This window comes from Massilia aurea (assembly GCF_014200505.1).
In the GTDB taxonomy this organism is placed as follows: domain Bacteria; phylum Pseudomonadota; class Gammaproteobacteria; order Burkholderiales; family Burkholderiaceae_D; genus Telluria; species Telluria aurea_B.
This window is the reverse complement of sequence record NZ_JACHBX010000001.1, coordinates 1,523,635-1,536,320: the sequence shown is the minus strand read 5'-3', so window position 1 is coordinate 1,536,320 and position 12,686 is coordinate 1,523,635. Positions and strand designations below refer to the sequence as shown.

General features: G+C 56.0%; 17 protein-coding genes and 1 pseudogene. 15 read left to right on the top strand and 3 right to left on the bottom strand.

Annotation, left to right across the window (positions count from 1 at the left end):
- Nucleotides 1-50: 50 nt before the first annotated feature.
- From HD842_RS06845 to HD842_RS06835, 3 genes are all read left to right on the top strand, one after another.
- Nucleotides 51-407, top strand: coding sequence for a CidA/LrgA family protein (locus HD842_RS06845; RefSeq protein ID WP_183552540.1), 357 nt, complete (start codon nucleotides 51-53; stop codon nucleotides 405-407).
- Entirely contained in the window at nucleotides 400-1,137 is a 738-nt protein-coding gene (locus tag HD842_RS06840; protein WP_183552539.1) for an LrgB family protein, read from the top strand. Before HD842_RS06845 ends, HD842_RS06840 begins: the two co-directional genes overlap by 8 nt.
- 406 nt (nucleotides 1,138-1,543) lie before the next feature.
- Nucleotides 1,544-2,116, top strand: coding sequence for a porin family protein (locus HD842_RS06835; RefSeq protein WP_183552538.1), 573 nt, complete (start codon nucleotides 1,544-1,546; stop codon nucleotides 2,114-2,116).
- A 92-nt stretch (nucleotides 2,117-2,208) separates the two neighbouring features.
- On the opposite strand, the gene HD842_RS06830 is transcribed toward HD842_RS06835, so the two are convergent.
- Complete coding sequence (locus tag HD842_RS06830) at nucleotides 2,209-2,355, bottom strand: hypothetical protein (protein WP_183552537.1); 147 nt, start codon at nucleotides 2,353-2,355, stop codon at nucleotides 2,209-2,211.
- Nucleotides 2,356-2,461: 106 nt separating this feature from the next.
- Nucleotides 2,462-2,584 (bottom strand): transposase domain-containing protein, encoded by a 123-nt coding sequence (locus tag HD842_RS06825; protein WP_183552536.1) that lies wholly within the window; start codon nucleotides 2,582-2,584, stop codon nucleotides 2,462-2,464.
- A gap of 592 nt (nucleotides 2,585-3,176) precedes the next feature.
- Between HD842_RS06825 and HD842_RS06820 the strand changes: the two genes are divergently transcribed.
- The 4 genes from HD842_RS06820 (at nucleotide 3,177) to HD842_RS06810 (ending at nucleotide 4,803) form a co-directional block, all read left to right on the top strand.
- A complete protein-coding gene (locus HD842_RS06820; RefSeq protein WP_183552534.1) occupies nucleotides 3,177-3,767 on the top strand; it encodes a PAAR domain-containing protein in 591 nt (196 codons plus the stop codon).
- Between the two features lie 154 nt (nucleotides 3,768-3,921).
- On the top strand, nucleotides 3,922-4,146 hold the full coding sequence (locus tag HD842_RS23980; RefSeq protein WP_229424617.1) for a hypothetical protein: 225 nt from the start codon (nucleotides 3,922-3,924) through the stop codon (nucleotides 4,144-4,146).
- A gap of 55 nt (nucleotides 4,147-4,201) precedes the next feature.
- A complete protein-coding gene (locus tag HD842_RS23975; protein ID WP_229424616.1) occupies nucleotides 4,202-4,393 on the top strand; it encodes a hypothetical protein in 192 nt (63 codons plus the stop codon).
- Nucleotides 4,390-4,803 carry a hypothetical protein gene (locus HD842_RS06810; RefSeq protein ID WP_183552532.1) on the top strand — a complete coding sequence of 138 codons (414 nt, stop codon included), beginning with the start codon at nucleotides 4,390-4,392 and terminating at the stop codon, nucleotides 4,801-4,803. Before HD842_RS23975 ends, HD842_RS06810 begins: the two co-directional genes overlap by 4 nt.
- A 45-nt stretch (nucleotides 4,804-4,848) precedes the next feature.
- On the opposite strand, the pseudogene HD842_RS06805 reads toward HD842_RS06810, so the two are convergent.
- Nucleotides 4,849-6,226: pseudogene (locus tag HD842_RS06805) on the bottom strand (transposase).
- Nucleotides 6,227-6,365: 139 nt separating this feature from the next.
- Here HD842_RS06805 and HD842_RS06800 point away from each other — a divergent pair.
- From HD842_RS06800 to HD842_RS06765, 8 genes are all read left to right on the top strand, one after another.
- Entirely contained in the window at nucleotides 6,366-6,710 is a 345-nt protein-coding gene (locus tag HD842_RS06800) for a hypothetical protein (RefSeq protein ID WP_183552530.1), read from the top strand.
- Nucleotides 6,711-6,950: 240 nt separating this feature from the next.
- A complete protein-coding gene (locus tag HD842_RS06795) occupies nucleotides 6,951-7,451 on the top strand; it encodes a DUF6630 family protein (protein WP_183552528.1) in 501 nt (166 codons plus the stop codon).
- Nucleotides 7,452-7,874: 423 nt separating this feature from the next.
- Nucleotides 7,875-8,939 carry an OmpA family protein gene (locus HD842_RS06790; RefSeq protein WP_183552526.1) on the top strand — a complete coding sequence of 355 codons (1,065 nt, stop codon included), beginning with the start codon at nucleotides 7,875-7,877 and terminating at the stop codon, nucleotides 8,937-8,939.
- A 327-nt stretch (nucleotides 8,940-9,266) separates the two neighbouring features.
- The gene (locus HD842_RS06785; RefSeq protein ID WP_183552524.1) at nucleotides 9,267-9,764 is read left to right on the top strand and encodes a hypothetical protein; all 498 of its coding nucleotides are present in this window, start codon (nucleotides 9,267-9,269) and stop codon (nucleotides 9,762-9,764) included.
- 200 nt (nucleotides 9,765-9,964) lie between these two features.
- The gene (locus tag HD842_RS06780; RefSeq protein ID WP_183552522.1) at nucleotides 9,965-10,372 is read left to right on the top strand and encodes a hypothetical protein; all 408 of its coding nucleotides are present in this window, start codon (nucleotides 9,965-9,967) and stop codon (nucleotides 10,370-10,372) included.
- 352 nt (nucleotides 10,373-10,724) lie between these two features.
- Entirely contained in the window at nucleotides 10,725-11,054 is a 330-nt protein-coding gene (locus HD842_RS06775; RefSeq protein ID WP_183552520.1) for a hypothetical protein, read from the top strand.
- A gap of 462 nt (nucleotides 11,055-11,516) precedes the next feature.
- The gene (locus HD842_RS06770; RefSeq protein ID WP_183552518.1) at nucleotides 11,517-11,813 is read left to right on the top strand and encodes a hypothetical protein; all 297 of its coding nucleotides are present in this window, start codon (nucleotides 11,517-11,519) and stop codon (nucleotides 11,811-11,813) included.
- A gap of 110 nt (nucleotides 11,814-11,923) precedes the next feature.
- On the top strand, nucleotides 11,924-12,160 hold the full coding sequence (locus tag HD842_RS06765) for a hypothetical protein (RefSeq protein WP_183552516.1): 237 nt from the start codon (nucleotides 11,924-11,926) through the stop codon (nucleotides 12,158-12,160).
- Nucleotides 12,161-12,686 lie beyond the last annotated feature (526 nt).

Sequence of the window (12,686 nt, the reverse complement as noted above, 5' to 3'; positions counted from 1 at the left end):
CTGCGTGTTTGCGGCGGCCTCTGGCCGCCGTCTTGCATCAAGGAGAAAGCATGCTGGCAGCGTTTGCGGTGTTGTTGTTATTTCAGTGCCTGGGGGAGGGCATCGTGTTCGTGCTGCGCCTGCCGCTGCCCGGCCCCGTCGCCGGCATGCTGCTGCTCGTGGCTGCCCTGATCGTCTTTCCCAAATTACAGGTGCTGGTCGAGCAGGCGGCCAACGCGCTGCTGGCCCACCTGTCGCTGCTGTTCGTGCCGGCTGGCGTGGGCATCGTGGTCGCCGCCGCCAGCGGCAGTGGCCACTGGCTGGCGATTGTCGCGTCGGTTGTCGTCAGCACCCTACTGGCGCTGGCCGTCACCGGCCTGCTGCTGCGCGGCATGAAGGGCGAACCGGCGAAAGATCGCGATGCCTGATTTCGCCGGCCTGCACCAGTTCTGGGTTTATCTGGCGGCCTCGCCCCTGCTGGGCCTGACCATGACGCTGTGCGCCTATCTGGCCGCGCAGCGCATCGGCGCCTGGTGCAAGGGTGCGCCGATCGCCAACCCCGTCGCGATCGCGATCGCTATCGTGGTGGGCATCCTGAGCCTGTCCGGCATGTCGTACGAGCGGTATTTCGCCGGCGCGCAGTTCGTCCACTTCCTGCTCGGCCCGGCGACAGTGGCGCTGGCCGTGCCGCTGGTGCGCCAGCTGCCGCGCCTGCGCCAGCACTGGTTGCCACTCACGGCGGCGTTGCTCGCGGGCTGCGTAACGGCCATTGTCTCAGTGGTCGTCGTGGCGCAGTGGCTAGGCGCCACGCCGGCACTGATCGCGACGCTCGCACCCAAGTCAGTCACGTCGCCCATCGCGATGGCCGTGGCCCAGCGGCTGGGCGGCCTGCCTTCCCTGACCGCTGCGCTGGTGATTGGCACGGGCATCTTTGGCGCCATTTTTTCGACCTGGCTGTTTCATGCGCTGCGCGTACGCTCGGACGCGGCGCGTGGGTTCGCTATGGGCCTGGCCGCGCACGGGATCGGCACGGCGCGGGCATTTCAGCTCAGTCCCGAGATGGGGGCGTTTGCCGGCCTGGCGATGGGACTGAATGGCGCGTTGACAGCGCTGCTTGCTCCCTGGCTGGTGCCGCTCGTGACGCGCTGGATGGGGTAACACCTGCGCTGCGGATTACGCTGGCGCTTTGACGAGTTTCCGGAGCAGATCGTGACCGACATTTCATTGGGCGGCCTGTACGTTGGGTCTATGCGCGACTCATTGTCGCGATGCGATGTCGCCCTCTTGTCGTAGTCCCTTTGTCGTTCGCTCCAGGTCTGCCAAGGCGATCTTGTATCCAGGCGTAACAAAATGCATATATTGCATCTTGCACGAATTGTTGGCGTACAGTGCGCATCAGTACGGCAACCCCCGAATGTGCGACATGCAGCGCGCCGACGGGCCGTCGACCGTGGCGTTTCGTTACAAGTGCTTACGCATCCGCAGTTCGGACCAGGCTCGTCGCGATGTATCTTTTCGCTACGCAATTCATTGGGAACTGCGAACCAGACCAAGGAACAAAACCATGAACAAGCTCCTGATCGCGCTCGCGGTCGGCATGACCGCCATCGCATCCGCCCAAGCCCAGACGACGACCACTGGGCTCGGCCCCGACTGGGCCTCGCGCACCTACCTGGGCGTGGCAGTGGCCGGTGCCGAGAACCGCTCCGCAGATGACGACTGGAAGGCCGGCGGCAAGGTATTCGCAGGCTATAACGTCGACCAGAACTGGGCCCTGGAGGCCGGCTATACCCGCTTCGGCAACCAAGATGTCAATGTCTTCTCGACGTCAGGTTTCGGACAGGGAGAAGTCAAGAGTTCCAGCAGCTATGTCGCTGCCAAGTATGCGGTGCCGCTGAACGAGCGCCTGTCGGCCTATGGCAAGCTGGGCGTGGCCCGTAACGAGCGCAAGGTCAACCTGTCGTCCAACGGCGCCAGCTATTCGGACAACGACAATGGCGTGTACGGCGCGGTCGGCCTGCAGTATGCGCTGGGCCAGAACCTGTCGCTGGTCGGCGAATATGAGCGCTATGGCAAGCAGCCGGAGATCGGCGCCAAGGCCGACGTGGTGTCGGTCGGCCTGAAGGTCGGCTTCTAACAGACCGAGCCCCGCGCGGTTCAGCCGCTCGCTCAAGCGCGCGGCGTATCGCATCCGCCCATCACGGTCGACAGCCCGACCTGGCCGGTGCGCTAGGCGAGTACCGGGTTCTGTTTGATCGCATCCAGGCTACCCAGCTGGTCATCGGCGAAACCGCGCACGCCATATGCCCGGTTGCGGCCGTACGACCTGGCCATGTAGAGCGCCATGTCGACCAGGTTCACCATGCGTTCCCACATCAGATGCTGCTTGCCGAATGCCAGCGGGGAAGGGCGTCTAGCCGGTCGAGACATGCACACTCAGGGGCATGCGTAAGCGGTCAGCCGCCCCATCTTCACAGCCGAATCAAGCTGGTTGAGAGTCCGCAAATGGCAGCAGCGAATCGATCTTACTGCTTGGGCAAGTCGGCAGTTTGTCGAGGGTGTTGGCCAGCCAGCGGGCCGGATCCAATCCATTGAGCTTGGTCATCGCAAACAGGCTCTGGGTGGCTTCGGCTCGGCGACCAGCACGCTCCGAGCCGGCAAACAGACAGTTCTTCTTGCCGATGGCGATTGGACGGATCGCGTTCTAGGCTGGATTGTTGTCTAGCGGGAAAGTGCCGGAGCTGACATAGTGCTCCAGAGCCGGTTAGCGCTTGAGGGCATGATCGATGTTCTTGCCGCTGCCGACGGCGACACTGCCGTTCGTGAGAGTTCGCGACCTTATCGCCTTAGTGACCAGATATGCTCAGCTAAATGTCCGCGTTCGGCCAACAGCTGCCGTTCATTCCCAGTTAAATCTGAAATTGAGTTTGGTAGCAGAGCAGGACGAGTAGACCACTATGATGGACGGCCGGTTGTCCTCATTTCTGAGCGTGAACACTTTTGCCTCGTCTACGGCCTGCAGGCCGATCAACAAGAAGAGCTCGCGCGATCTGTTACTTTGGGCGGCGAAAGATGGTCGCTCGGCTCAAGGTAGGCACGACAATCGGGACTTCATGCAACGAGGGGCAGCACCTCGGCTAGCTCATCACGACAAGCTGGAGGCTAGCGTTTCCGAACAAGACTAATCAAGCAAGACCGTGCCGCCACGCGGCAGAAGGGAAGGCAAGTCGGGAGACAAAGCAATCATCAGGGTGGGGGACAGGACCTCGCATGGCGGAATCGTTGTTGAGGGGCACCAGTTCCTTATTATTCACGGCAAGCCTGCTGCTGGGGTCGGGCACCGAGTCCACGGTCCTAAATGCTCGGGTTCGCCCGTGATCGTTGAGGGCGCCATGAACGCCAGCATGATGGGCATTAGCATCGCGGTCGAGGGCATGAAGACGTCGTGCGGAGCTACGCTGATTGCCTCCCAGATAACCGACACGATTGAAGTCGGCTTAGGGTCGGGCGCACGCGCCTCGACTGCGCCGATCGCTACGGCGGCAGCGGCAGCGGCCGCGGCGACAGCTGACAGTTTGCAGCCTAACCAAGCTGCTGCCTCGAAGGACGCCTCTTGCGACGACCACTTCGTCCTAATTGACGCGCACAGTGGCGAGATTTTGGCGCACGCGGAATACACAATTGTCCGGGCCTCCGGCAAAATCGAGCACGGCGTATCAGACGGTCAAGGCAATACCCACATGCTGTCGTCGACCGCCGAAGCCGACGACATCGACATTGATGTTTGAGGAGACACGATGAGCGCAGCAGCCACCATAACATCACCAACGGGCAGGACCCTCCGGCACCAAGCCCGCGCAACGACAACGCCTAAAGGAGAGCGCTGAGGCGAAGGCCATCCGCGTCGCGCTGGAGAAGAATACTCGACACGAGGAGAACAAGGTGTATCAGGCCGATCCGAATGCCGCGGCCTATCTCAAAGCGATCGCAGCTTCCGAGTGCGGCGGCTATGACTTTAAATATAGCGCGGTCAAGGGCAAGAAAAATGACCCTTGGCGATTTACGGACACCTCGACCCATCCGGGCGCGGGGTTCGGAGGTAGGACCACGCTGCCGGCATGTATCAAATCACAGTTGACACATGGCGCCAGTTCGGCGGCAAGATAGGACTTACCGACTTACCGACTTCACGCCGAACACGCAGGACCTCATCGCCGTGGACATGCTGCGCACCATCGGCGTGATCGACAAGATCAAGGTGGGGGACGTGGCAGGCGCGATGCCAAAGGCGGCGCTCAAATGGGCCGCGCTGCCTGAGGGGCCTGGGCTTGCCAACCATTATCCACCGCAGCCCTATGTCGAATATTCAGAATTTTTGGCGAGCTGCAGAGCCGCCGGAGGAACGGGGAAATGAGGAGCTTGATCACGACTGTTGCCTTGGCCGGATGCTGCTTCGCCGCCGGCGCGGCTTTAGCTGACGGAGTGCACAAAGGCAACCAGCGCGGACCTGCAGGCATCGCCGAGGGCGAAGCGCTGCTACCGGCGCGTGCCAAGCTTCTCAAGCAGGGCTGGAGGCCGACACGGCGGCATTCGTCGGACGGTTACGAATACAGCGGTGCTGAATTGCAGCTCACTGGCCACAAAATTTTCGAGGTGGACTCGTGCTCCATGGACAGCTCACGGTGCATCCTTTACTACTCCAAAAAAGGGAAATGCCTCCGCATGGATTCCATCGGAGAACAGTTGCGCGACATGACAGTCACGCGCTGGGCAGACGAATGTCCCGATGCGCCGCCGAAGGCAAGCGTCGTCGCGACTGATTGACATTGCAGCTCGAATGTCCGCAATGGCTCCAGGCTGCGTAAAAACTTAGAAGCAGGCTTTGGCAGTGGAACTGTACCCGCCGATGCTTATGGTACGGCGCTTTAGGGTAATCAGGGAGCAGTGCCGGTTTTTTGAGGATACTGATCTGATCAGCACGGCACCCGCTCCAAACACGCACTGCAGGTCCAATAAAAAGGCGTACGCCTTAATTGCTTCTATCATGCCAGCGACCCCAAACAAGGACATCAACCGTTTGAAGTTATAGGCGAGCACGTGCAGGCTCATTTCGATCTTCACGCGTTCCAGTCCTTTTGTCATGAAATGCGTTGCCCCCATCCAGGACTTGATGGTCCCGAATGGATGCTCGACTGAGCAACGCCGGATCCGCATGGCATCCGGGCTCCGTTCAAGCTGCTCCTGCATGTCGTCGAGCACGTCCTGGTGCTCCCAGCGCGTCACCCGGCGCTGTTGGCTAGGCGTGCACCTGCCCTTGAGCGGGCAGGTCTTGCAATTCGAGCTCCAATAACGGTTGAGCGTCATGCCTTTGTCAACGCCGGCGAAACGCCAGATCAGTGCCTGACCCGCCGGGCAACGGTACTCGTTCTTCTCCCGGTCATAGACGAAATCTGCCTTGTCGAATCTGTCGTCGGCCTTGGCGTTCGATGTTCTGGTAGCCGGCACCAGCACGGCAATGCCGGCTTGCTTGCACGTCAAAATTTCCTCGCCCTGGATTGGTCAGCGAGATCTGCGTTTCGCCAGTCTCCTCCAGCTTCGCTTCAATTTCTCTAAGCGCGGCCATCTGCAATTTCATCGCTGATATCTTGTCGTTCAGTCGGGCGCTACGCGCTTGCTTTACCGCCGGCTCCTGCCTGTCAGCCGTGTCCAGTTCCGCCAAATAGCGGCCGATATTGGCCTCGATTTCTTCCATCCGGCGCTTGAGCTTTGCTTGGGTAAAGTTGCGGTCGCTGCTGTTGACTGCCTTGAATTTGCTGCCGTCGATCGCCACAACCGCGTCCGAGAACAGGTCCAGTTGCTGGCACAGCACGACAAACTGCCGGCACACATTGCGGATCGCTTTGCCATTACCTTTGCGGAAGTTCGCGATCGTCTTGAAGTCCGGCGCCAAGCGTTGCGTCAACCACATCAGCTCGACATTGCGCTGCGCTTCGCGCTCGAGCCGACGGCTCGATTGGATGCGGTTAAGGTAGCCATAAATGTAAAGTTTGAGAAGAACTGCGGGATGGTAAGCGGGCCGGCCCGTCTTTGCTGGTTGCACCCGAGTGAAGCCCAGGAGGCCAAGGTCAAGTTCGTCCACGAATACATCGACCACTCGCACTGGATTATCTTCGGCCACGTAGTCGTCCAAGAGTTCGGGCAACAGAGTGCCTTGGCCACGATCCTCGCCTTCAATGAAGCGCTTCATTTTGCATCCGTCTTGATGAGATACTGTCTTAACGGTTACCGGACGACGTCCGTTTACACGACGCTACGTTTTTACACAGCCTGGGCCAAGAGCGGACGCTTAAACAGCTAACGATTCAAACTCGGCAGGGAACCCACTAATGATGCTTGACCTTGAAACCTGGCTCATCGATACAGGCGCTGTCGTCCTCCAGAAGCTAAATGATGAAGGGGCGGATTCCCTTAGTCCAGCCGAGTCGGGCGTTTATTGGATGTGGTGGATAGACTATGCAGTCAGAAATTCCGGTTCTTTTGGACCACTGCAAGATGTGGGATCGACTGCAATCAGCGACCTGATCGCTTTTTCTGAGCGCACTGGTCTTACTAGACTGGCGGCATGGCTTGACTCCGCAGCGGATGAGTCTACGTTTTGTAAGTCGTACCTCGAACACTTCGACGAGGCTTGTAGCGAGCTGCGCGATGTCTACTGCGCAGACGTGCGCTGACCTCATTGGCAAGACGGACGTCTGTCATGGGTCGGTTCCTGCCCTTGGTGACAGTCTGCGCTTTTTTCTGCCATTGTGACCTGATATGCTCAGCTCAACAGCCGGGTTCGGCCAGAAGCGGTCTTTTGGCCGAAACCAGCATTACGAGGAAAGTTAATTTTCTGCTCGCATTGGTATAGAGGCGGGAAGTTTACTATGATATTGTTATTACTCTAATAATCTTTCAGGATTGACCTACCCATGACGACATCTAGCGACATTAGCGCCTCCCAAGAGGGACATACTTATGAACTCAGTGAGAGTGATGCTTTTGTACGCTGGCTTGAGCTCGTAAGCGGCACGCCGGAACTAGCCGAACAGGCACGTTCGACAGTGGACAACAGCGAAAGCATGCCGGAATTTTTTACTCTGATGGAAGAATTGGCTTCAATCGAGCTGGCCGTGCAGGCCGACTTCAAGGATAACGACACGTTCGAAGAAATGATGTTGTGCATGTGTAACACGCGCCAGCTGCCGGCGCCTGATTTGCCTGATGAACCGCCGCAGGGGCCGGCGCGGATCAGCGTACTGCTCGATACCCTGCTGGAACACGCACCGAAGTTCGGCAAGCGGATGATCGTAATGGACGACGGAGACGACATTTGGAATGTCGTGCTGGTCGATGAGCACGACGGCGACAAGTTCGTGGGCCTGTGCGAGCAACTGGGCGTAGGCATCATGGACCAGGACCAGTGGCAATAAAATCAGCGGCAATGACGAGTAACGAGGCCCCATGTTTGCGCTAATTAGGGAAGAAGGGTTGACCCGTTGGCGTATGCGGTACCTTGCTTAAGGTCCGCAATGGGTCGTTTCCGGCCTGTCACGGCGGCTATTGGATTCATCCTGGCAGCCTGCTAAGCTTGGTCAACTGGCCTATTTCCGCTAAAAGGGGCCCTTGATTGACCGTGCAGCCCTTTGTACGTCGTGTCTCCTATTTGTATCCTATTTTATGCGACTTGTTCCTAGACAGTAAATATGTGTGCTTTTATCGTGTCACTAGTTAGGTAGACTTTTCCTCTAGACTCAAAAGTTGAACGGCGTTGCATATTAAGCTGTATTGGCCATTCAATTATTTTAACTACTAGTGCCATACAATAACTCTAAAAACTTTCCAAGAAAATATTAATGTCTAATGCCACTAAGATTACAACAGCGGCTCTCTCTGCACTTATCTCCTTAAGCGCCTGTAAGCGCGATGACGCCACTACTGCAGAGACAACGGCGGCGACTACTACCTCGACAGCAGATTCAACACGTGCACGTTCGCAAGCGACACCTATTGGCAACCCAGCCATCAGCAGTGCCGTCACACCTTTTGATTTGCAAAGCGTGCCTATAACGTCTACCAAACTACCAGCGTTTCCCTACGTTGACAGGCCAGCGGGAACGGAGGGCTATCATAACGAGGAACAGCAATTCGACCAGATTTATGTGATTGCGGGCAATGAACTGCGTTCTGTCGAGGGCCGATACCAGCAGCGCTGGTTCCCGCTAAGTGTAGTAAAAATGTCGTTGTTGGAGGCCTACCGCAACTACGACAGCGCATTTCGAGCGCTCGGCGCAGTCCGCGTAGACGCAGTGGGCCCTGCTGATCCAGTATTCGTCGCGCGCAATGGCGAAACCAAATCCATCCTCCAGCGATTGCGGCTACCCAACCTTCCGGCCGATTTGCCGGGAGATGTTCCGGTATATGCGCAATACCTGCTGCGTGCGCCTGACAGGAACATCTGGCTCAGTTTTTCTTTGTTTGACGATGGTTTGAATGTCAGTGTCACGACACTGGAAGAAAAACCTATGCAGCAGCGAGTCAGTTTCATCAAGGCCGACGAGATGTGGAACGCGCTGGGGAAGGACGGGCACGTTGCGTTGTATATCAACTTCGATACCGATAAAGCGGGTATCCGGCCGGATGGCAGACTTGCAGTGGATGAGATTGCAAAACTGTTGGATAAGAACCCCTCCTTGAATCTGACTATTGAGGGCCATACGGATAATGTTGGTGATCCGGCTCACAACAAGACATTGTCGCAGCAGCGTGCGGACGCCGTAATGGGCTCACTGATTGCTACAGGTATCGCTAAGGAGCGCCTCAGTACTCTAGGCCTAGGTGATACCAAGCCGGTGGCAGCTAACAACGACGATACGGGACGTGCAAAGAACCGGCGCGTCGAGCTGGTCAAGCGGACGTAATGATGGATAAGAATCTATAGATCCGCCTGCAAGCTGCCATCACGAGTGCCCTTGGAAGATGCGGCCCTCAATAAAGTGCTAGACCCAACCTTCTGAACGTCTGCTTTGGGTCGGTTCCTGCCCTTCGTGACAGTCCGCGACTTTTCCGCCTTGGTGACCTGATATGCTCAGCTGAACGCCCGGGTTCGGCCAAAAGCGGACTTCTCGAGAAGGCATAAGCGCTGATATATCGTTTCCTGTCTGTCGTGGTGAGAATCCGAGCATTTCCTCCGAGCTGTAGTCTGGTAATCTCGCGCATCTTCAACAAAAAACAATGCGCAGATTCACATGATCGGCTCCTTGAGTAACTGGCAACGTCGTGGACTTGGCGTCCTGTCTATCGGTGGCGGGGCACTTGGATTCGGCTCAAGCATGACCGCAGTTCTGCAAGGTCAGGAGCTAGCCCCAACAAATATCGTTCCCTTCGCACTCGGCATGGGGTTTTTTCTATGGGGTATATGGTGTGGTGTGCAAATGCTTGAAGGCACTCGGCACGCCCTATACCGAAATGTGATTTTCTGGTTTATACAGACACCTCTGCTACAGACACCCTTTCTCGGCTACACAGTGTTTTGCGGTGTGCAACTTCAGGTCTTCGCCAAGCTGTCACCATTTCAAGTCGGCTTTTTCGGTTCGGGATTTGGTGCGCAATTCAGTATCAACCTGGGACAACCGGGTGCGCGCTTCGCCATCGGCATAAACCTTGTCGCATTGTGCATTTCACTCTGGCTCATGCATAAATGCGAATTCGATCATCCAGCGTTATCTTCGGTCCCAACGAAGTGAGTCTGGCAGCGGATTAGATAGAGCGCATAAGGTCGCCATCTCCGCGCCGGGTAGGTAGCGGCCTGTCGTGACAGTCAGTGCTTTTTCAAGCCGTGCGAATTGCTAAGCTGATGTGAACGGCCGGGTTCGGCCATAAGCGGTCGTACAAATTTGCTAGATACCGTAGAGTTCAATTAATTTATCGACATACAGAGGATGGAATGAAAAAGTGCATCGTCGGGCTTGCTTTAATTGTTCTGTTCACCGCAGGTTGCGCTACTACGGTGCCTGCACCCGCAGCGATGCCTGCACCTACAGACATGATTTCTGCACTTCCGGTTGTGAAGATGGGTACGCCGCCGCTAGGTGAAGGTGAGTTTGTTCTCCATATCCCGGCTAATTCACCCGTTCCACTGAAAGTGACCACGCGTGGATCTTTATTGAAGGGCAGCCAGTCCGTAACCGGCAGCCTCACATTTGGGCGAGATATTTACATCTACAAATACTGGTCAAGCTATGACCGCAAAACTTGGGAAAATTCGCACAAGCTGCTCAATGTAGCATTTAGCGGCGGCATGGATGCATCAGGACTCAATGTTAATGTCGGATTGGACACAAATCGTGAGTGAACTCATGTGCTGATGCAGCAGGCAGGACATGCACGATGACCGCAGGAGACTGGAACCGGAGGGCCGCTTAGGGTCGGAACCAGCCGGTCGCGACAGGCAGGAACCGGCCACAAGCAGACGATCACGTCGAGCCATCGCTTCATGTTGCACCAGACGTAAACCGAACCCGCAAACGATGTTTGGGCAGTGCTAATGCTGCGCCTAATTAGGCCCCGCTAGGGCAGTCTCCCCAAACTTCCACATGGTAAACTATGCCGGACGTGACTAGCACCTAGTAGCGAGGGGCTTGTCAGCCGTAGAGAGTCTCTAACTGCCTAGCAGTAATTTATCATCATAAAAACATAGGATACGTATGAAGAAAAATCTATTTTGGCTTTCTTGTTTGTTTATTGCAGGATGCGGAAATTCGAACAGTGACGCTTTCGTTGGAAAATGGAGCCGCATTCAAGATGGTGGATCTAAATTAAATATATCCCTCGATATCCAAAAAAATGGTGACACATATCTTGTGAAGCGCACAATGCCTAGCTTCGTTGATTCAAGCACTCGGACGCACAGCATGCCCGCAGTTTACAAGGACGGACTGTTGCAAGTTCCATCTGAACTGCTCACTTACTCAGTCGATAAAAAAACAGGTCATATAACGGATGGCAAAAGCGAATATGAGAAAACTGCAAAATAGTGTAGATGGCTGATCGCATAGCGGTGTTGCTTGTGGTTGGTGAAGCGACACCGTACGTGGCGTCAAAGAAGGTTAGTCTCGTAGTTGACGCTAGTCGTACTGAGCGTCTGAAATGGGTCCAGGCTGTGCAAAAACTTGAAAATTTCATGCTTAGTGTGCCCCTCCCGACCTCAAGAAAATCGCATAGCGGCCGTTCTGGGGCTCGATTTTTCATCCGACGATTTTTCTTGGGTTTCTACACAGCTTGGTTCGACAGCGTCTTGTCGAGACAGTCAGTGACTTTTCAACCTGGCCACCTGCTATGCTGGCCTGAACGGCCGGGTTCGGCCAAAACTGGACTAAGATTGAAAGGAAGCTATGAGCAAAAAGTGGCCGCCACGGCCTGCACAGGACTTCAAAATCATATCGGTCCAATAGCAAATCGAGTGTGAAGCTACGCATCGGCGAGCCGGCTTCCCAGAAGTGAAGTACGGCGTCATTCAGCGACGGTTTTGGCAACTTTTGAGTTTTTTGGGACAACATGACTATTTGATCAACGCTATGCCAGCCTCACTGGAACACGTGACTTCGAAGACAGAACTTCTCAATTCGGATCTTAACGATGATGGCTATGCCTTTGTTCAGCGCTCTGAGGGCAGGTGGGCTGAACGGCTCTATAAGGACAAGGGTGTGGAAGCGGAAGGGAAATTTCTCGAGAAGTGGCATGCTCAATTACTTTCTGAGCGTGCTAATGCATTCTCTGCCAAGGCAGCCGCCTAGGTCCGCTTCGGGTCGACAGCGGCCTATCGTGACTGTCTGTGAATTTTCCAGCTCAGCAACCTGCTATGCTGGGCCGAACGGCCGGGTTCGGCCATAACCGGACATAAGATATGGATACTAAACACCATAAGATTGGATATGTTGCGCGCCTTCTTGTCGGTGGCTTTGGTGCGGTTTTGCTAGTCTTATTTGCTTTTTCCGCTTACACGAGTTGGACGGTCAATGCTAAGTACTTTCACGACTACGGCTGGCCGCGCATCGGATGGGGCAACATGCTCTGGCTCATGGCGGCGTCCTATTTTTTGCTTGTTGGCTGTATAGGAAAGTGGCGATTGGTGCATCGATGAGGCTGGCCCTTCGACGACCGTCCGCTTCGGGTCGAAACCAGCCGGTCGCGACAGGCAGGAATCGGCCAAGAGCGGACTGTCACCGGTTAGATCCACCTGTACCTACTATGCAGATATGCTAAATGATGCACGATGAAAGGTGATTTCACCTCGCTTGACTTCGCAATTGTTGAAATGCTCGCGACCCGCTCATCCAGGCGGAGTGAACTATCTGAAGTTCCTGCAGTTCGTGATCAAGTATTGCGTCTTAATATTCGACGAGCCGAGGTCTCGCCAAGTGATAGTGCGCATACAACGATCAATGAACGGTTACAGGTTCTTCGACTGAGCGGTCGGGTTCGGTACGATTTAGCAACAAGTCGCTGGGCCACTCCCTAATGGTTCTGTGGTTTCGAGCGAAATCTACGAACTGCTGTTCGGGAAGCTGGATCTCGTGCAGCTTTCATTGCCCGGCACCCAGACGGCCTTGTTCGAGGGGCGACAGCAGGTTGGCAGCTTTGCTGACGACGCAATCCAGTGTACGGTT